This is a genomic window from Paenibacillus sp. 01T443, assembly GCF_056398325.1.
Genome location: NZ_JBFTPE010000035.1, coordinates 1 through 18,851 on the forward strand (window position 1 = coordinate 1; position 18,851 = coordinate 18,851).

The following is an 18,851-nucleotide window of genomic DNA, read 5'->3' on the forward strand; positions in this document are numbered from 1 at the left end:
ACGTGTCGCTGATTACGTAACCTACTACAACTCCGAGCGGTATCAGTGGACATTAAAAAAGATGACCCCCGACGAATTCAGAGGTCATCTCCTTGCTAGCTAAGCTCTAGGCTGTTTTCTCAACTGTCCACAAATAAGGTCACAGTTCATACAAATGGCTTGGCTCTTTTCTTTAGATTAAATATTTTCAATAATTTTATTATATAGAGGTAGGAAAGGATAACATAATAAAAGAAAGAATTAAGGAAGTCAAAATAAAGGAGGAAGTCATGGGAAGATTAGTTCATTTCGAGATTCATGTAGATGACATGGAGCGTGCAAAGAAGTTTTATGGAGAGGTATTTGAATGGACATTTGAGGATTGGAGCAGTTATGCCGGAATGCCCTACTTTGGAGCTGTGACGGGAGATGCAAATGAACCTGGAATCAACGGAGCTTTGATGCAGCGTCACGGTGCCTCCCCAGAACCAGGCCAGACTATGAATGGTTTTGCATGCACAATGGGAGTGGAAGACTACGATTCTACTGAAGCAAAAATTCTTAATCTTGGAGGCAAGCTCGCATTGCCGAAGTTTGCACTGCCTGGGATGGCGTGGCAAGGGTATTATATTGACACCGAAGGAAATATATTTGGAATTCATCAGCCAGATGAGAACGCAAAATAGCAGCTTGCCCTTTCCGCATATATACAAAAGTCCGACCGCGTGAGGTCGGACTTTTCAGCGTGGAGGAGAAGCGTGGCTGTGCAACACCACAATTCACAAGAGCGTGATGATAAAATTGTTTGGCGAGGCGGCTTGAACATACTATAGAATATGATAATTACAAACCAATACCATCTTTCTGGCGAAAAAGGTGTAGGCGTCTCGATTGCTTATGGTTATGACAATAGGTTTGGACAAAGGTGTATATAGAAAAACAAAAGAGACACCGCTTGAGGTGTCTCTTCTGATAAGGTTTGGTGGAGGCGAGGGGATTTGAACCCCTGTCCGAAAATCACGCCACACAGGCTTCTACGGGTGTAGTCACAGTTTTGATGTCACCCGAGTATCGCCCCGTAACCGGCTATACGTTGGGTCAGCCTGATTGTCTTCTTCAGCTCACCGCAGGCGGAGATGAGACAGCGTATTCCACTACTTGTTAGCCCCTAATCCAGTCACATGGACGATGCTGGGTAGAAGCACGCACACAGTTTCTTAGGCTGCGAAAGCGTAGTTTGTTTGTTGTTTGCCGTTTAATAGGCTTTAGCGTTGATGAAGCAGACGACTCCCTGCTACCCGCAACCCGCGCTCGTACAATCCCCGTCGAATCCATAAACGCCCCCAATTTTGCATAAACGGCTAGCTGCAGATCTACACCACTTTCATGTATAGGCTCGGCACTAACGTTTAGCTCGATTGAAGCTTTAGGATTAAGGAGCAGTTACTGTCAGAATGATCAGATCATCTGGCAGGCCGTTCCGATTGTCTAGCACGAATGCACTTGCTTGCTTACTTTGTTTGTCTTGCCGTTGCTACTACCTTAGTATAACACGAATGCGCAGCATACGTGCATATTTGTTATTGGCAGCAATGGCTGTTTGCTTCCATGGAAATAACCGCTTAACGAGCGACCTTCTGTTTCTCGCGCAAGGCACGCTGGATATCACGCTGAGCGTCACGCTTAGCTGCCGTATCGCGTTTATCGTATTGCTTCTTACCTTTACCTAGTCCAATCAACAGCTTCGCGTATCCATTGCGCACATAGATCTTCAAAGGAACAATAGCGTATCCTTCTTGCTTCGACAAGCCCAAGAGCTTGTGAATCTGTGACTTGTGCATCAATAGCTTGCGAGCACGCGTTGGGTCGGTCGGATTATGGATATTCCCTTGTTCGAACGGGCTGATGTGCATATTGTTTATGAACAACTCACCGTTGCGAATCGTTGCAAAAGCATCACTGATGTTCGCCCTGCCGTTGCGGAGCGATTTGATTTCTGTACCGAGCAGCACCATGCCTGCTTCGAACGTTTCCTCAATGAAATAGTCATGGGAAGCCTTCTTGTTCTGGGCGAGCTGCTTGCCGTCACTCTTCTTACCCATGCTAGTCACCTCGACTTATTTAAGCTAAAATAGTGGTGCACGTATTCTGGTGTTCATTGTAACAACTTTAGGAACGGAAATCAAGGCAGCGGTTAAGCATTCTTCTCTAAAGCCCTGCCAAAAAAGGAGAATCCCCATGCTGCTTGAAATCATTGCTACAACAGCCGATGAAGCGGTTACAGCCTCATTGCACGGTGCGGACCGTGTAGAGCTTATCTCAGCCTTTGATCAGGGGGGATTGAGCCCCAATGAAGATACGATCGTTGCGGTAGTTAAAGCTCTTAAACGACTCGAACAATCAAACAGCACACCCTTTCCAAAAACCACTCCCATACATGTCATGGTGAGGCCACACAGCCAGTCCTTTGTCTATGATGAAGCTGATTTGCGTGACATGATTGCGTATATGGGAAAAGCCCGACGATTAGGCATTCATGCTTTCGTTCTAGGATGTCTGCGCCCGGATGGGGAGATTGATACCGTCGCTTTAGAGCGACTGCTGGAAGCAGCTGGAGACCTTCCTGTCACCTTCCACCGTGCTTTTGACGAAATTGCCGACCAAGAAGATGCTCTGTCTACGCTAATGAAATACCCGCAAATTAAATGGCTGCTCACCTCAGGCGGAAAATCAAGCGTGATTGATGCCGTCGATCAAATCATTAGGTTGAATGATCAAAGTTATGGACATGCTATAACTATAATGCCAGGAAGTGGATTAACCGTTACTTCCTTACCTGCTTTCTTGGCAGCAACGAAATCGCAAGCCGTACACCTTGGAACAGGTGTAAGAAACGGTGGAGTCACGGCATCCATCGATGGCGCACTTGTCCGGACGGCGCGTCAAATTCTAGATCAAATTCGTTAAGATACTGCCTCTACTCACTAAAAACACAAGCTTATTTATATACAAAAAAACCGCCTTCGACCCGTAAGGTCAAAGGCGGTTTTATCAACGTTCGTAAGCTACTACAGCTTTACAACGTTTTCTGCTTGTGGTCCACGGTTGCCTTGAACAACGTTAAATTCTACGCGTTGTCCTTCTTCAAGAGTTTTGAAGCCTTCGCCAGTGATTGCGGAGAAATGTACGAATACATCGTTGCCGCCTTCAACTTCGATAAAGCCGAAACCTTTTTCTGCGTTAAACCATTTAACTGTACCTTGTTGCATGTGTAAAAACCTCCAAAAAAATAATATTAATATGCGCCTGGTTTGTCTTTAAACAAAAAATTCACACATTGGAAAGGGTTTCATGACTATAATGACACCCTTTTCAATATGTGAATTCAGGTTCATATTATCGATTGATTTGAGTGTACTATACCCAGAATTAAAAAGCAAGCGACGAGCTTAAATATATTTTCCCATATTGTCCAGATCACGGCGGCTTCCAATTATGTCATAGATCGGAAACCGCCGCCCCTATTTTCTACTTGCGATTCTTGCGAACGAACGCAGCCGTAGCGTTCCCGCCGCCTTCATTTTTCTTCTTCCGCTTGCTCTTTCCTGGAGCGCCGCCGCTGCCTTCCGCGCCTGTCGCATCCGCATTTCGCTCGCCATTAAACACACCGCTCGGCGACGTATTCTTCCGCTTCGCCGCATCGCCACTGCCTTCGCTCCGCCGCTTCCCGGCTCCGCCTCGGCCATTACCGCCTTGCCCGCCGCCACCGCGGATGGGCAGGCCCCACATATCCGTCCGCGATCCGCTACCGCTTCCGCGCGACTGCTCCCTGCCTTGGCCCGGCGACATATCCGCCTCTTGCCCCGGCCCGCGATCCGCCGGCGAATTCCCGCCGTCGTTCACGCCAGCTCCGGCTTCGCCGGCGCCACCCCGACCGCGCCGCTTTCCGCCTCCGCGGCCGCTGTCAGGCGCATCGATCCGCCACGGATTGGCTTGCTCGACAATACCGACTACGCTGCGGTCGACTCCGCCGCCAAATCCCCCGCGGCCTCCGCCTTTGCCGCCGCGGCCCTTGCCGCCGCGGTTGCTCTCACTTGGTCCGCCTTGGCTGCCCGCGCCCGCACCTCGGCCACCGCGAATTCCTTCGCCTGCTCCGCCGCGGCCTCTGCCATCCTTGCTTGCTCCGCTCTCGCCTTTTCCACCGCGATTGCCCTCGCTCGCTCCGCCGCGGCCCTTGCCGCCCCGACCGCGATCAACGCTTCCGGCGCGATCACCGAAGCCGCCGCGTTTTTTACCTCCGCGATCACCGCCGAAGCTGCTTGGAATGCCTTTGCCGCTGCGCGGTTTCATATCAACAAGCTCGAAGTCGATCGTATGCTCCGTCATGCTGACACGAGTAACGCGAATCTTTACTTCATCGCCAATCCGATAAATTTTAGACGTGCGTTCGCCGACCAGTATCATATGCTGCTCATGGAAGTTGTAGTAGTCGTCTGACATATCACTCAAACGAATCAAGCCTTCGACCGAATTTTCCAGCTCAATAAACATACCGAAGCTCGTTACGCTGCTGATGATGCCCTCGAATTCCTCGCCGACCTTATCGAGCATGAATTCGCATTTCTTCAGCTGTTCCGTATCGCGCTCCGCATCAACCGCCACTCGCTCGCGCTCAGACGAATGTGACGCAATTTCCGGCATCCGCGCCGTCAACGCTTCATGACGCGCCTCGGTCAATTGGCCCTTGCCATTCAGCACCTCGCGAATCACGCGGTGAATGACCAAATCGGGATAACGGCGAATCGGCGATGTGAAATGGGAATAAAATTCTGCCGCAAGCCCAAAATGTCCTAGGCTTTCCGCATCATATTTGGCCTGCTTCATGGAACGAAGCATGACCGTCGAAATCACGGTTGCCTCCTTTGTGCCGCGGATGTCTTCGAGCAGTGTCTGCAGCGCTTTAGGATGAATCGAATTGCCTTTACCCTTCACGGCATAACCGAAGTTTGCCGCAAACTGCACGAAATTAAGAAGCTTTTCCTGCGACGGGTCCTCATGGATCCGGTAAAGGAACGGAACGCGCAGCCAGTGGAAATGCTCAGCAACCGTTTCATTCGCAACTAGCATGAATTCTTCAATGATTTGCTCCGCTACAGAACGCTCACGCTTGATGATATCAACTGCTTTGCCGTTCTCATCCACAATGACCTTCGATTCTTGAAAATCGAAGTCAATCGCGCCGCGCTTCATCCGTTTCGAACGAAGGCGCATAGCCAGGTCCTCCATGAGACCGAACATATCCAGTAAATCCGCATAACGCTCCTTGAGCTCTGTTTGCGGTTCTTCCTCATTCGCCGTCAATATTTTTTTCACATTCGTATAGGTCATCCGCTCTTTCGTACGGATAACGCTCGTAAACACATCATGGCGCACACGCTTCAGCGTTTCTGCATCAAACTCCATCTCGCAAGAAAGCGTCAGACGATCAACTTTCGGATTGAGTGAGCAAATCCCATTCGACAAACGATGCGGCAGCATCGGAATAACGCGGTCGACCAAATAAACGCTGCAGCCCCTGCGGTATGCCTCTTGATCAAGCTCTGAATTTTCTTTTACATAGTAACCTACGTCAGCAATATGTACACCCAGCAAATAGTTGCCGTTCTCCAGCCGCTTCACATGCACGGCATCATCAAGATCCTTGGCATCCTCGCCGTCTATGGTGACAATTACCTCTCCGCGCAGATCACGCCTACCCTGCTGCACGATTTCTTCATCCGTGATGGAATCCGGCGCTGCCTCAGACTCACCCATTACTTCATCCGGAAAACCCTCCGGCAGTTGATGCTTGCGAATAATCGACAAAATGTCGACGCCCGGGTCGTTTTTATGTCCTAAAATTTCGACAATTTCCCCTTCAGCCGCAGATCGTCCTTCCGGATACGAAACAATTTTCACTACAACCTTTTGACCCGATACTGCGCCTTGGTAACCGCCTTTAGGTATGAAAATATCTCGGTTAATCCGTTTGTCATCCGGCACGACGAAAGCATAAACTTCGTGATCCTCGAACGTTCCGACGATTTGCGTTACAGCCCGCTCGACAATACGGACGACCTCGCCCTCCATACGTCCGCCATGCTCGCTCCTTGAAGTGACCCGAACGAGAATAATGTCGCCGTTCATCGCGCTCTTCAGATCATTCGCGTGCAGATACACGTCGCCGTGATCCTTCTCATCCGGAATCAAGAAACCGAATCCCTTCGCATGCGACTGCAGCTTGCCGCGCAATAAATTCATCCGTTCCGGCACGCCGTAATGGTCATTCGGTGTCCGTATGATTTTCCCTTCATCCTCCAGCTTGTTGAGCAGCTTAAGGAATTCCTTGAACTCCGCAGCTCCCTCAATGCCAAAATGCTTCTCAAGCTCTTGGTAAGTCATCGGCTTATAAGCCGTTTCTCTCATAAAATCAAGCAGTTCCTGCTCGTGATTGGTCATTATTATTTATTCTCCTCAGAAACCTGTTCAAATACTCTAGCTACGCTTGCAACAGGTTGATAGATTATCATATACCATGTAGTATACACGAAATGGAACCCGCGCATCCGTGATTATGATGAAAATACAAAAAAAGCGAGGAATATCCTCGCTTTCTGCGTGTGTGTTCGTTATTGTTTTACGAAGTAAGATACAACAAGCGCTAATATAAAGAAGCCAGCAGCCAGAACTACTGTCAAACGCTGCAAGAACAAATCCAAACCGCGCGCTTTCTGTTTGCCGAACAGGTGCTCAGCGCCGCCCGTAATCGCTCCGGACAAGCCTGCACTCTTACCCTTTTGCAGCAATACTACAGCAATCAGGCCGACAGAAAATATAACGAGCACGATCTTCAATAAGATATCCATTCATTCCACCTCCAGCATAGGAGCTCCGTAAAAACACGTAAATCGAGTGTACCATAGCTGGGCACAAATTACAATAGTACAACCCCATAGTACGGCCTTTTATGCAAACCCATGCTCTTTTAGATATTTATAATTGTTGGCCGCACTCTCAAGCGAGCTCGATGCAAACTGTTCCTGCTCAACAAACATAAATTCTACGCCTGCCGGCTCAAGCTCACTAAGGAGCTGTGCATAGCCTACTTCGCCTTGGCCGATTTCCGCATCCTTCAGACCTTTGGCGAAATCCTTCAAATGAACTAAAGGAACCCGGCTTTTATATTTCTTCAAATAGTCAGCTGGCTTATATCCCGCAATATGCAGCCAGCCCAAATCGAATTCCATTATCATAAGCTCTGTCGGCATGCCAGACAATATGTGATCAATAATAGGCTTTTTTTCCACATGTTTAAACTCGAATTCATGATTATGATACCCGTACTGCATCCCCGCAGCCCTTACCTGCTGTGCGCATTTCGTAAACACATCAATTAAGTGCTTCACGTGGTCGATGTTTGGCTGTTCCGGGAGCGGCGCCCAAGGCGTAATAATGTAGGATACGCCAAGCTCCTTGGCATACTCGATTTGTCCTGCAAAATCCGACTCCATATGCTTGGAATCGCTAAAGTTTAAAGGAACATGTACAGAGGGAGCTTTTAACCCCAACTCATCCAGCTTGCTTTTTAACTCGATGGCCGGTGTTTTGAAATAACCTGCAAATTCTACGGCCGTGTAACCCATCTTGGCTACTTTCTCGAGCGTGCCCAGAAAATCAATTTCGGTCTGATCCCTAAGAGAATACATTTGAATGCCAATACCCGGTTTCGCCACGCTCTACACCGCCTAATCTCATAATCCTTTACTTGTTTATTATGTCCTACATCCGAATTCGAACTATCAGGTCAAAAAAAAGAAGGGCATGCCGATTTGGCATACCCTTCTCCACAAGCCGCAAACTGCGTCTTATTTGAAGTTTTTCAAGTTGTAGAATGCTGATTTGCCTGCGTATTGAGCAGTTGAACCCAATTGGTCCTCAATGCGAAGCAATTGGTTGTATTTTGCAACGCGGTCCGTACGGGACGGTGCGCCTGTTTTGATTTGGCCAGCATTTGTAGCTACGGCGATGTCAGCGATTGTGCTGTCTTCGCTCTCGCCTGAACGGTGAGAGATAACAGCTGTGTAGCCAGCGCGTTTTGCCATTTCGATTGCATCGAAAGTTTCAGTAAGTGAACCGATTTGGTTAACTTTAACCAGGATCGAGTTGCCCACGCCTTTGTCGATACCGTCAGCAAGGCGCTCAGTGTTCGTAACGAACAGGTCGTCACCAACAAGCTGTACTTTACCGCCAAGCTTCTCAGTAAGCAATTTCCAACCATCCCAATCGTCTTCAGAGCAGCCATCTTCGATTGTAATGATTGGGTATTTGTCAGCCCATGAAGCAAGAAGGTCAACGAACTCTGCAGGTGTAAACGATTTGCCTTCGCCTGCAAGCACGTATTTACCGTCTTTGAAGAACTCAGTGGAAGCAACGTCCATACCGAGGAATACGTCAACGCCTGGCTTGTAGCCCGCGCGCTCGATAGCGGAGATGATTGTTGTAATTGCTTCTTCGTTCGAACCAAGGTTAGGAGCGAAGCCGCCTTCGTCGCCAACAGCTGTGTTAAGACCTTTGTCATGCAATACAGCTTTCAAGTTATGGAAGATTTCAGCGCCGATACGAAGCGCTTCTTTGAAGCTTTCAGCACCGACAGGAAGAACCATGAATTCTTGAACGTCGATGTTGTTGTCAGCGTGCTCGCCGCCGTTGATGATGTTCATCATTGGAACTGGAAGCACTTTAGCGTTGAATCCGCCAAGGTAAGTGTAAAGAGGCACATCAAGCGCGTCAGCAGCTGCGCGAGCGACTGCCATCGATACAGCTAGAATCGCGTTAGCTCCCAGCTTAGCTTTGTTAGGCGTACCGTCAAGTTCGATCATTTTACGGTCGATTGCTACTTGGTCAAGAGCGTCCAAACCGATGATTTCAGGAGCGATTTCAGTGTTAACATTTTCAACAGCTTTCAAAACGCCTTTACCTAGGTAACGGGATTTGTCGCCGTCACGAAGCTCAACAGCCTCGTATGCGCCAGTGGAAGCGCCGGATGGAACGATTGCGCGGCCTTTGCCGCCGGACTCAAGAGAAACCTCTACTTCTACAGTTGGATTCCCGCGGGAATCAAGCACTTCGCGTGCATATACATCAACGATAATTGACATGAGAGAAAACACTCCTTTTAAAGTTTTATTTTTAATTCTTGTTGATTAATGTAATGCCAGTCATTTCACTTGGCTTCGCCAGTTCAAGAAGATCAAGAAGCGTCGGAGCGATATCGGCAAGAATGCCGCCCTCGCGAAGCGTCTCGCCTGCTTTCGTTACGATAAGCGGAACAGGATTTGTCGTATGCGCCGTAAACGGACGGCCATTCTCGTCAAATACCATATCAGCATTACCGTGGTCAGCCGTAATGATGCAAACGCCGCCTTTGGCAAGTATCGCTTCCACTACTTTGCCAAGACATTCATCCGTCGCTTCAACCGCTTTAATCGTAGGCTCCAGCATGCCGGAGTGACCAACCATATCAGGGTTAGCGAAGTTTAAGATAATCACGTCATGCTTGTCTGATTCAATCTCGCGTACCGTGGACTCTGCAAGCTCGTAAGCGCTCATTTCCGGCTTCAGGTCGTACGTTGCGACCTTAGGGGAATTGATAAGCACACGAGTTTCGCCAGGAAGCTCATGGTCGCGTCCGCCGCTAAAGAAAAACGTAACATGCGGATATTTTTCCGTTTCTGCAGTGCGTAGCTGTGTCTTGTTGTTTTGCACGAGTACTTCGCCAAGCGTATTATCAAGGTTCTTTGGTGAATACGCAACGAATCCCCCTACAGTTTCACTGAATAGCGTCAAACAAACGAAATACAGATTAACTGGATGGTTCACGCCGCGGTCAAAGCCTCGGAAGTCCTCGTTTGTGAATACTTGCGACAATTGAATCGCACGGTCAGGACGGAAGTTAAAGAAAATAACGGCGTCCTCGGATTCCACAAGACCAACCGGCTTGTTTTCTCCATCCACAATAACCGTTGGCATAACGAATTCATCATAAACCGATTTCTCGTAGGATTCAACTACTGCTTGAATCGGATCGAAATATTGAGGGCCTTCGCCGTATACCATTGCACGGTAAGACTTCTCTGTACGCTCCCAGCGTTTGTCGCGGTCCATTGCATAATAACGGCCTTGAACCGTTGCAATGCGGCCTACGCCAACCTCTTCAATCTTCGCCTGCAGGCGTTCTAAGTAACCTTTCGCGCTGTCCGGAGACACATCGCGTCCATCCAAGAAAGCATGGATGTAAACTTCCTCGAGCTCTTCCTTCTTCGCTAGATCCAGCAAAGCGAATAAATGCTCAATATGACTGTGTACGCCGCCGTCCGAAAGCAAACCGTACAGATGAAGCTTCTTGCTATTTGTTTTTACATGACGCACAGCGCCAAGAATAGTTTCATTCTCGTAAAACTCGCCGTCGCGGATCGATTTGCTGATTCGGGTCAAATCCTGATATACGATACGGCCTGCGCCGATATTCAAGTGGCCAACCTCGGAGTTGCCCATTTGACCTTCCGGCAATCCGACCGCTTCGCCGGATGCCGTTAGTGTCGTATGCGGATAAGTCGACCAATAACGGTCGTAATTTGGTTTTTTTGCTTGTGCAACGGCATTGCCGGTAACATCATCGCGCAAGCCGAAGCCGTCAAGAATAATGAGCGCAACAGGTTTTGGAGCAGCCATCTTACTTGGCCCCCTCGACCAGTGCGATATAGGATGCAGGCTCAAGACTCGCGCCGCCGACAAGTGCGCCGTCGATGTCTGCTTGACCCATATATTCAGCTACGTTGTTAGGCTTTACGCTGCCGCCGTATTGGATGCGAACCGCATCTGCAGTTGCTTGATCATAAAGACCTGCAACAACGCCGCGGATGTATCCGATAACGTCCTGCGCGTCCTCGGAAGTAGAGGATTTGCCTGTTCCGATTGCCCAAATTGGCTCGTATGCGATAACGACTTCTGCCGCTTGTGCTGCGGATACACCTTGGAAAGCCGCTTCCGTTTGCACTTTACATACGTCCTTCGTTTGTCCAGCTTCGCGCTCTTCCAGCTTCTCGCCTACGCAAACGATAGGAAGCAAGCCATTTTTGAAGGAAGCATGAACTTTTTTGTTCACGATCTCATCCGATTCCGCGAAATAAGCGCGACGCTCGGAATGACCGATAATAACGTATTTCACGCCAAGATCCTTCAGCATCACACCGCTGACTTCACCTGTGAATGCACCGTTGTCCTCAAAGTGAACGTTTTGCGCTCCGATTGCGATCGAAGTGCCTTTTGCTGCTTCAACAAGCGCCGGAAGCGTTGTGTAAGGCGCGCAAATGACGCTCTCTACACCGTCAACCTCAGCCTTGCCTTTAATTTCGGAGAAAAATGTTACAGCTTCGGATACTGTTTTGAACATTTTCCAGTTACCTGCGATAATCGGTTTTCTGTTGCTCATGCGTAATCCTCCTCATATCATTTTATTTTTGTAAAAATTATTATTTATCGTTAAGTGCCACAACGCCTGGAAGTACTTTACCTTCCATAAACTCTAGGGAAGCGCCGCCGCCTGTCGAGATGAAATCCATTTTGTCAGCAAGACCAAATTTCTCAGCTGCCGCAGCAGAATCGCCGCCGCCGATCACGGAGTAGCCAGTTGTCTCTGCGCATGCATTAGCAACTGCAATTGTACCATGGGAGAATGGTTCGATTTCAAATACGCCCATTGGTCCGTTCCAAACTACCAATTTCGAGTTTTTGATAACATCAGCATAAAGCTCGCGCGTTTTCGGACCGATGTCAATGCCTTCCCAATCAGCAGGAATGCTGTCAACGTCTACGATTTGCGTGTTAGCGTTAGCGCTGAAATCGTCAGTAACAACGATATCTACCGGAATCAAGAAGTTTTTGCCGAGTTTCTTTGCTTTCTCTATGAACTCAAGCGCCAAATCCAGTTTGCTGTTATCAACGAGCGATTTGCCGATTTCATGGCCTTGTGCTTTAAAGAATGTATAAGACAAGCCGCCGCCGATAATAACGTTGTCGGCAATTTCTAGCATTTTATCAATAACTGCGATTTTATCTTTTACTTTAGAGCCGCCAACGATTGCTGTGAAAGGACGCTCAGGGTTGTTCAATGCTTTGCCTAGTACTTCAAGTTCTCTCTCCATAAGCAGACCCGATACCGCGGGCAGGATATGCGCAATGCCTTCTGTTGATGCGTGAGCGCGGTGAGCGGCGCCGAAAGCGTCGTTTACGAACAGATCAGCAAGCTTAGCGAATGCTTTAGCGAGTTCTGGATCGTTTTTCTCTTCGCCTTCGTAGAAACGTACGTTTTCAAGCAGCAATACATCACCGTTGTTCAAAGCGGCAACCTGTGCTTCAACTGCTTCACCGATTGCTTCATCAGCTTTCGTTACTTGCTTGCCAAGAAGCTCGGACAAACGCGCTGCGGAAGCCGTATGGCGAAGCTCTTCTACTACTTGACCATTCGGACGGCCAAGGTGGCTTGCAAGAATCACTTTTGCGCCTTTTTCGATTAGGAAGTTAATCGTAGGAAGCGTTTCACGAATACGCTTGTCATCCGTAATCTTACCATCCTCAAGCGGCACGTTAAAATCAACGCGAACAAATACCCGTTTACCAGCTAGTTCTGCTACATCACGTACACTTTTCTTATTCATCAATGAAACCTCCCGAAAATGTGTTATGGAAAGGCATGGCTATTGAACCACAAAAAAAAGAAGGGCGTTCCTTCAAAGAAGAAACGCCCCCATGATTTACGTCTCCTAGAAGCCGCAAATCAAAGACCTGTGCTCCGCATGCGCGAAAGCCGCGGGTCCGTCCGCCTTCTTTGCTTACAGACCTTTGCTTGCGATGTAAGCAGCAAGATCAACTACGCGGTTCGAGTAGCCCCACTCGTTGTCGTACCATGAAATAACTTTAACCATGTTGCCTTCAACAACCATAGTCGAAAGACCATCGATTGTGGAAGAAGCAGGGTCGCTATTGTAGTCGCTTGATACAAGCGGCAATTCGTTGTAGTTCAAGATGCCTTTAAGAGGACCTTCAGAAGCTTCTTTAAATGCTGCGTTAACTTCTTCTACTGTTACGTTAACTTTAAGCTCAGCAACAAGGTCTGTTACGGATACGTTAGGCGTAGGAACGCGCATTGCCATACCGTTCAATTTACCTTTAAGCTCAGGAAGAACAAGTGAAACAGCTTTTGCTGCGCCTGTGGAAGAAGGAATGATGTTCTCAGCAGCTGCGCGAGCACGACGCAAGTCTTTGTGAGGAACGTCAAGTACGGATTGGTCGTTTGTGTATGAGTGAATAGTTGTCATCATACCTTTAACGATTCCGAATTTGTCGTTCAATACTTTTGCGAATGGTGCAAGACAGTTCGTTGTGCATGAAGCGTTGGAAATAATGGTGTGTGCCGCAGCGTCGTATTTTTCTTCGTTAACGCCGATAACCACTGTAATATCTTCGTTCGTTGCAGGAGCGGAGATGATAACTTTTTTAGCGCCGCCTTGCAAGTGAAGCTCAGCTTTTTCTTTCGCTGTGAAAATACCAGTTGATTCAACTACGATTTCAACGCCAACGGATCCCCAAGGAAGGTCAGCAGGGTTACGCTCTGCGAATACTTTGATTTCGCGTCCGTTTACGATAAGCGCGCCTTCTTTTGCTTCAACAGTACCGTCAAGTTGACCGTGTGTTGTATCGTATTTCAGAAGATGTGCCAGTGTTGCAGTATCCGTAAGATCGTTTACTGCCACGATTTGAACATCAGGGTTGTTCAGTGCTGCGCGGAATACGTTACGGCCGATGCGACCAAAACCATTAATACCAACTTTAACCATTTTTATTTCCTCCTAAGCGTTTTTAAAAGATATTAATATATATTTCAAGATGTTTCGCGCGCGGCCGAGGGCCATTTGCAAATCATCATGATTCCTTAAAATCTGTTAGAAGCTTAATCCTTCTCCTGCTCGATCAACGCTACCATTTCAAGTGCAGCAGCTTCATCGGTAACGAGTACGTCATTGTGTCCGAACCGCATAATTGCCGCAATAGCTTCGCCTTTGCTCTTTCCGCCGGCTACGCCTATGACAACTTCAGTCTTCACAATATCTTCGAGCCGTAACCCCACCGTTTGCATTTTGTGCACGACAATGCCTTTGCGGTCAAAATAAAACCCAAACGACTCCGCCAAAGCTCCTTCAGCTTCCATAGCGTCAATGATCTCCCGATCCAAACGCCGGCGTCTTGCCATGACCATAGCATCTCCGATTCCGTGTACAACGATGCGAGCACTGCGGATGACATCCACGATTTCCCTAATATTCGGTTCCTGCATAATGGACGCGAACGCTTCCTCACCGAGATGATCAGGCACGTGTAGAAGCCTGTATTGCGCCCCTGTGCGTTTCGCCATCATCGAAGCAATTGTATTCGCTTGGTAGTCCAAGCTCTCTCCAAGACCGCCTCTAGCCGGTACGAACAAGTTCGTTTTCAGCTGTGAGGAACTTACCAGTTGATTCGATACCTGGGCAATCGTCGTTCCGCCCGTTACCGCTACGACATCGTTAGGCTGCATAAGCTTGTTTAGCACCTGAGAAGCAGCACGGCCGAGCTCCCGTTTCGTCTGGGCTGAAACTTCCGAATCGCCTGCAACGATAACGACCTGCGATAATCCGTAATGACTGCGTATCGTTTCTTCCAGCTCGGATAGTCCGAACATCGTCTTGTATAATGGCTCAAGCTCCTCTAATAAAAGCTTGCCTGAATCGCTAATTCGCATGCCCCCCGAATGAATCTCGAGCAATCCCTGCGATTTCAGAAAATCGGTCTCTGCCCGAAGCATCCGCTCCGTCATCGATAATGTTGTCGCCAAGGTTCGGCGCCCGATTAAATCCGACAGCATCACTTGATGCAAGATCGAATACCGTTTCTTCATGACTTCGAGCAGTTCCGGTACAAGCTGCTGCTGCAGTTCAACGATCTGACGCATCTCTCATCCTTCACTCCATCGGCCTAAAGCGTATTCGGTTCAAATGCATTGGACTTAATACGTCCCGCGGTATCATTTCAAGTCCCACCTTTAGTTTATCGGAAATTTCCGATTGTAGCAATAGTCGTTTTCGCTTTGTAAACGGTTTCTGACACATTTTTAACAAATTTAATTTTTGAACGCCTCTTGCTTTAAAATCTTAAATATCATATAATAATTTTTGCGACAATTTTCTAATGCGCCCGTGGTCCAATGGATATGACGCAGCCCTCCGAAGGCTGAGATCTAGGTTCGATTCCTTGCGGGCGCGCCACTACGACATTTCAGCCATTAAGGCTTGCAACTCCTATAATGATACAGATGAACCGTTCCTATACGCTGGAGCGGTTTTTTTTATTTCGCCTTTATAGATCGTTTCCTCGCCAGAAACTCCCTTCCTGAGTCCCAGAAAATATGACCCGGACAGCACTGTATTTCCTTATCCAAGCGCCGACAATCACGGTTTTTTTCTTATATCGAGAAAGGGATTTTAGGACTTGTTTGACTATCTTTGACTTTTGCTTTTTCATCCGTTATTATGATAATACGATTTAACCATTCATTGTTTTTTTAGGAGGGGGCTTACGTTGGATATGAATTTCGTTCCTATGGTTATTGAGCAAAACAATCGAGGTGAGCGTGCGTATGACATTTACTCTCGCCTATTGAAAGACCGTATTATTTTTCTAGGATCCGGTGTAAATGACGTGGTGGCCAACTCCATCATCGCTCAATTGCTTTTCCTGGCAGCAGACGACCCAGAGAAAGATATTTCCCTTTATATTAACAGCCCAGGCGGTTCGATTACGGCAGGCATGGCTATTTATGATACGATGCAATACATTAAACCCGATGTGTCTACGATCTGTGTAGGTATGGCCGCTTCCATGGGTGCCTTCCTGCTTACAGCAGGCGCTATAGGCAAACGTTACGCGCTTCCGAACAGCGAAGTAATGATTCACCAGCCGCTAGGCGGCGCAGAAGGCCAAGCAAGCGATATCGCCATTCGCGCGAAACGTATTATTGGCATGCGCGACAAGCTGAACGGCATCCTGGCAGAGCGCAGCGGACAATCGCTTGAACGCATCGAGAAGGATACGGACCGCGATTACTTCATGAGCGCAGTCGAGGCCAAAGAATACGGTCTTGTCGATAAAGTTATTGAGAAGCTTGCTTAATAACAAGAAATAGGGCATTTTACAAAACAGAGCTATCCCTACTGGTCTGCAAAGACCTAGGGGATAGCCCTGTTTTTTTTAATATGGCGTGCAAATAGCATTAAAAAAAGCCTCCCTTGGTCATCTAGACCTTGGACGGCTTTTATTTAATTTGTGATGAATTATTGGTTTTCCAGCTCTTCTTTGCTTACCAAAGCGACTAAAGCGTTTACAGCCTGTTCTGCATCCGAACCCTCAGCACTTATGGATACTTCAGTGCCTGAGCTGATTGCTAAGCTCATAATTCCCATTATGGATTTAGCATTCACTTTTTTGTCGTCTTTCTCTACAAATACTTCGGAGGAAAATTTGTTCGCTTCTTGTACGAATAATGCTGCTGGTCTTGCATGTAGTCCCGTCTTAAGACGAACAACAACCGGAAGCCTTGTCATGGAAACCATACCCCCTATATTTTACTTAAGCATTAGCATGCGGCACAAGCTTATACGGCTTATCGCCGTCTACTGGCTGCAAAAGCTCTTTTCCCGGTCAAAGACAAGAATGCATTTGATTATTGCTTAGCATTCTTATCTTCATAAATAAAGCCATTTTGAATTATTATATCATTATACCAGCTGATACACTAGGATGAAAGTTCATACGCCACGGATTTTTTCCGCAAGCTCGTCGATTTTGCGCAAACGGTGGTTTACGCCTGACTTACTGACCTTTCCTCCCAGCATTTCGCCGACCTCTGTCAGATTCATATCCGGATGCTGAAGTCTGATCTCAGCTACTTCCTTTAGCTTGTCAGGCAAGCTCTCTAGTCCTACTTCACGCTGCAGCAGCTTGATATTCTCGATCTGCCGAACTGCCGCTCCAATTGTTTTGTTCAGATTCGCCGTTTCGCAGTTCACGATCCGGTTAACTGAATTGCGCATGTCGCGCATGATTCGAACATCTTCAAACTTGAATAAGGCTTGATGCGCGCCAATAATATTGAGGAGCTCGATAATTTTCTCGCCCTCTTTGATATAGAAGATAAAACCCTTTTTCCGTTCAATGCATCTAGCGTTTAGATCAAATTTGTTCGCAAGGTCAACCAAGGACTCACAGTGCTCTTGATACAGCGAGGAAATCTCCAAATGATACGAGGAACCCTCCGGATTGTTGACCGAGCCTCCCGCAAGGAACGCACCTCGCAGATACGAGCGCTTGCAGCAAGGCTTGCGAATGATTTCCTTGTCGATGCCAAGGTTGAACATAAAACCTTCGGATACAATTCTGAGCTCGCTCAATATTTCCTGTACCCCGGCAGGGATACGTACGATATACACGTTATTTTTCTTAAGTCTCATCTTCTTGCGGACAAGCAGCTCGACGTGTATCTCATAATGTTTTTTGAGCAGGGAATAAATTCTTCTGGCAATCGCGGCATTTTCCGTTGAGATGTCCAAAACGACTTTGCGGCTAGACACACTAACCGAACCATTCATCCGTATAAGCGCGGATAACTCCGCTCTCTCACAACAGCTGTCCGCCTCGATTAGTGTCAGCTCTTTCTTCGTTTGCGCCGCAAATGACATTGTGTATCACCTCTTTCGTATCATCCAGTTCTCTACCAGTTTATAAATATGATGGCTTAAGCGCTCGGCGTCATGCCGAAGAAAAGTACGGAATAAAACAAGGCGATCCGCAATGACTTCATAGCCCTTTTGCGTTACCGCATCCAAATCCAAATGAACGGCCTTCGCACCCATCTCCGCATACTTGCTCTCGATTTGGGGCGGAATCTCGCCGTCGTTCACAATCACGTAATCAAATAAATGATGGCCGATATGCGCATGTATCGCATCCAAATGGTCACCTACCGAATAATTATCGGTTTCGCCCGGCTGCGTCATAACATTACAAACAAAAAGCTTAACAGCCTCAGACTCTACAATGGCAGTCGCCAGCTTTGGAACAAGCAAGTTTGGGATAATGCTTGTGTACAAGCTGCCTGGCCCAATTAAGATCGCGTCTGCCTGCTCGATAGCTTCTACCGCCTCCTGCAGCGGTTCCACATCCAGCGGCTCCAAAAACACACGCTTAATTACTTTGCCAGCCTTCGGGATCATAGACTCGCCGGTAACAATCGTTCCATCGACCATTTCTGCCTTAAGTACAATCGCTTTACCCGCGGCGGGAAGCACCCGCCCTCGAACAGCGAGAACCCGGCTTAACTCGCGGATACCCGTAACAAAATCACCGGATATATCCGTCATCGCTGCAAGCATAAGATTACCAAGACTATGACCTGCAAGTCCCGGCACCGTTTTGAAACGATATTGCAGCACCTCGGTCAAAAGCGGTTCCGCATCGGCAAGTGCCATCAGCACATTGCGAATATCGCCTGGAGGAGGTATTTGAAGCTCGTTGCGTAAAATGCCGGAGCTGCCTCCATCGTCGGCAACCGTAACAATAGCCGTAATATCAAGCGGCTTCTCTTTAAGACCGCGCAGCATGACAGAGAGACCTGTACCGCCGCCAATGACAACGATCTTCGGTCTTCTCAGTATCTTATGCCTACTTTGCATTCTCTCACCCCG

Annotated in this window: 18 protein-coding genes, 1 tRNA gene and 1 other RNA gene; 5 read left to right on the forward strand and 15 right to left on the reverse strand. The window is 47.9% G+C overall.

The window, feature by feature from the left end; translation table 11 throughout:
- A partial coding sequence (locus AC1DLI_RS31975; protein WP_477607401.1) for an IS3 family transposase occupies window positions 1-103 on the forward strand: 103 nt, incomplete at its 5' end.
- Window positions 104-269: 166 nt separating this feature from the next.
- Window positions 270-665 carry a VOC family protein gene (locus tag AC1DLI_RS31980; protein ID WP_477609393.1) on the forward strand — a complete coding sequence of 132 codons (396 nt, stop codon included), beginning with the start codon at window positions 270-272 and terminating at the stop codon, window positions 663-665.
- Window positions 666-959: 294 nt separating this feature from the next.
- Here AC1DLI_RS31980 and ssrA read toward each other — a convergent pair.
- Together ssrA and smpB are read right to left on the reverse strand one after the other, a co-directional pair.
- Window positions 960-1,324: a transfer-messenger RNA gene (gene ssrA, locus AC1DLI_RS31985) on the reverse strand.
- 277 nt (window positions 1,325-1,601) lie between these two features.
- On the reverse strand, window positions 1,602-2,081 hold the full coding sequence (smpB, locus tag AC1DLI_RS31990) for an SsrA-binding protein SmpB (RefSeq protein WP_308996218.1): 480 nt from the start codon (window positions 2,079-2,081) through the stop codon (window positions 1,602-1,604).
- 136 nt (window positions 2,082-2,217) lie between these two features.
- Here smpB and AC1DLI_RS31995 point away from each other — a divergent pair, with 136 nt between their 5' ends.
- The gene (locus AC1DLI_RS31995) at window positions 2,218-2,946 is read left to right on the forward strand and encodes a copper homeostasis protein CutC (protein ID WP_477609395.1); all 729 of its coding nucleotides are present in this window, start codon (window positions 2,218-2,220) and stop codon (window positions 2,944-2,946) included.
- A 101-nt stretch (window positions 2,947-3,047) separates the two neighbouring features.
- Here the strand turns inward: AC1DLI_RS31995 and AC1DLI_RS32000 are convergent, their stop codons facing one another.
- From AC1DLI_RS32000 to AC1DLI_RS32045, 10 genes are all read right to left on the reverse strand, one after another.
- The gene (locus AC1DLI_RS32000; protein ID WP_028609190.1) at window positions 3,048-3,248 is read right to left on the reverse strand and encodes a cold-shock protein; all 201 of its coding nucleotides are present in this window, start codon (window positions 3,246-3,248) and stop codon (window positions 3,048-3,050) included.
- 259 nt (window positions 3,249-3,507) lie between these two features.
- Window positions 3,508-6,477 (reverse strand): ribonuclease R, encoded by a 2,970-nt coding sequence (rnr, locus tag AC1DLI_RS32005; protein ID WP_477609397.1) that lies wholly within the window; start codon window positions 6,475-6,477, stop codon window positions 3,508-3,510.
- A 170-nt stretch (window positions 6,478-6,647) separates the two neighbouring features.
- Entirely contained in the window at window positions 6,648-6,884 is a 237-nt protein-coding gene (secG, locus tag AC1DLI_RS32010; protein WP_183570711.1) for a preprotein translocase subunit SecG, read from the reverse strand.
- Window positions 6,885-6,983: 99 nt separating this feature from the next.
- Window positions 6,984-7,751: a sugar phosphate isomerase/epimerase family protein gene (locus AC1DLI_RS32015; protein ID WP_477609400.1), complete on the reverse strand. Its 768-nt coding sequence runs from the start codon at window positions 7,749-7,751 to the stop codon at window positions 6,984-6,986.
- Between the two features lie 132 nt (window positions 7,752-7,883).
- A complete protein-coding gene (gene eno / locus AC1DLI_RS32020; RefSeq protein ID WP_308996222.1) occupies window positions 7,884-9,176 on the reverse strand; it encodes a phosphopyruvate hydratase in 1,293 nt (430 codons plus the stop codon).
- A gap of 31 nt (window positions 9,177-9,207) precedes the next feature.
- The gene (gene gpmI, locus AC1DLI_RS32025; protein ID WP_477609402.1) at window positions 9,208-10,749 is read right to left on the reverse strand and encodes a 2,3-bisphosphoglycerate-independent phosphoglycerate mutase; all 1,542 of its coding nucleotides are present in this window, start codon (window positions 10,747-10,749) and stop codon (window positions 9,208-9,210) included.
- A 1-nt stretch (window position 10,750) separates the two neighbouring features.
- A complete protein-coding gene (tpiA, locus tag AC1DLI_RS32030) occupies window positions 10,751-11,509 on the reverse strand; it encodes a triose-phosphate isomerase (protein ID WP_477609404.1) in 759 nt (252 codons plus the stop codon).
- Window positions 11,510-11,549: 40 nt separating this feature from the next.
- The gene (locus AC1DLI_RS32035; protein WP_477609406.1) at window positions 11,550-12,734 is read right to left on the reverse strand and encodes a phosphoglycerate kinase; all 1,185 of its coding nucleotides are present in this window, start codon (window positions 12,732-12,734) and stop codon (window positions 11,550-11,552) included.
- Between the two features lie 174 nt (window positions 12,735-12,908).
- Entirely contained in the window at window positions 12,909-13,913 is a 1,005-nt protein-coding gene (gene gap, locus AC1DLI_RS32040; protein WP_308996226.1) for a type I glyceraldehyde-3-phosphate dehydrogenase, read from the reverse strand.
- A 113-nt stretch (window positions 13,914-14,026) separates the two neighbouring features.
- Window positions 14,027-15,064, reverse strand: a complete 1,038-nt coding sequence (locus tag AC1DLI_RS32045; protein ID WP_477609409.1) for a sugar-binding transcriptional regulator — start codon at window positions 15,062-15,064, stop codon at window positions 14,027-14,029.
- Window positions 15,065-15,302: 238 nt separating this feature from the next.
- Here AC1DLI_RS32045 and AC1DLI_RS32050 point away from each other — a divergent pair.
- Together AC1DLI_RS32050 and clpP are read left to right on the forward strand one after the other, a co-directional pair.
- Window positions 15,303-15,377, forward strand: a tRNA-Arg gene (locus tag AC1DLI_RS32050).
- A gap of 319 nt (window positions 15,378-15,696) precedes the next feature.
- Entirely contained in the window at window positions 15,697-16,281 is a 585-nt protein-coding gene (gene clpP / locus AC1DLI_RS32055) for an ATP-dependent Clp endopeptidase proteolytic subunit ClpP (protein ID WP_308996253.1), read from the forward strand.
- A 161-nt stretch (window positions 16,282-16,442) separates the two neighbouring features.
- Here the strand turns inward: clpP and AC1DLI_RS32060 are convergent, their stop codons facing one another.
- The 3 genes from AC1DLI_RS32060 to AC1DLI_RS32070 all read right to left on the reverse strand — a co-directional run bounded on the left by AC1DLI_RS32060 (window position 16,443) and on the right by AC1DLI_RS32070 (window position 18,839).
- Window positions 16,443-16,712 carry an HPr family phosphocarrier protein gene (locus tag AC1DLI_RS32060; protein ID WP_028609180.1) on the reverse strand — a complete coding sequence of 90 codons (270 nt, stop codon included), beginning with the start codon at window positions 16,710-16,712 and terminating at the stop codon, window positions 16,443-16,445.
- A 204-nt stretch (window positions 16,713-16,916) separates the two neighbouring features.
- Complete coding sequence (gene whiA, locus AC1DLI_RS32065) at window positions 16,917-17,846, reverse strand: DNA-binding protein WhiA (protein WP_477609411.1); 930 nt, start codon at window positions 17,844-17,846, stop codon at window positions 16,917-16,919.
- 6 nt (window positions 17,847-17,852) lie between these two features.
- On the reverse strand, window positions 17,853-18,839 hold the full coding sequence (locus tag AC1DLI_RS32070) for a gluconeogenesis factor YvcK family protein (RefSeq protein ID WP_477609413.1): 987 nt from the start codon (window positions 18,837-18,839) through the stop codon (window positions 17,853-17,855).
- Between the last annotated feature and the right edge of the window lie 12 nt (window positions 18,840-18,851).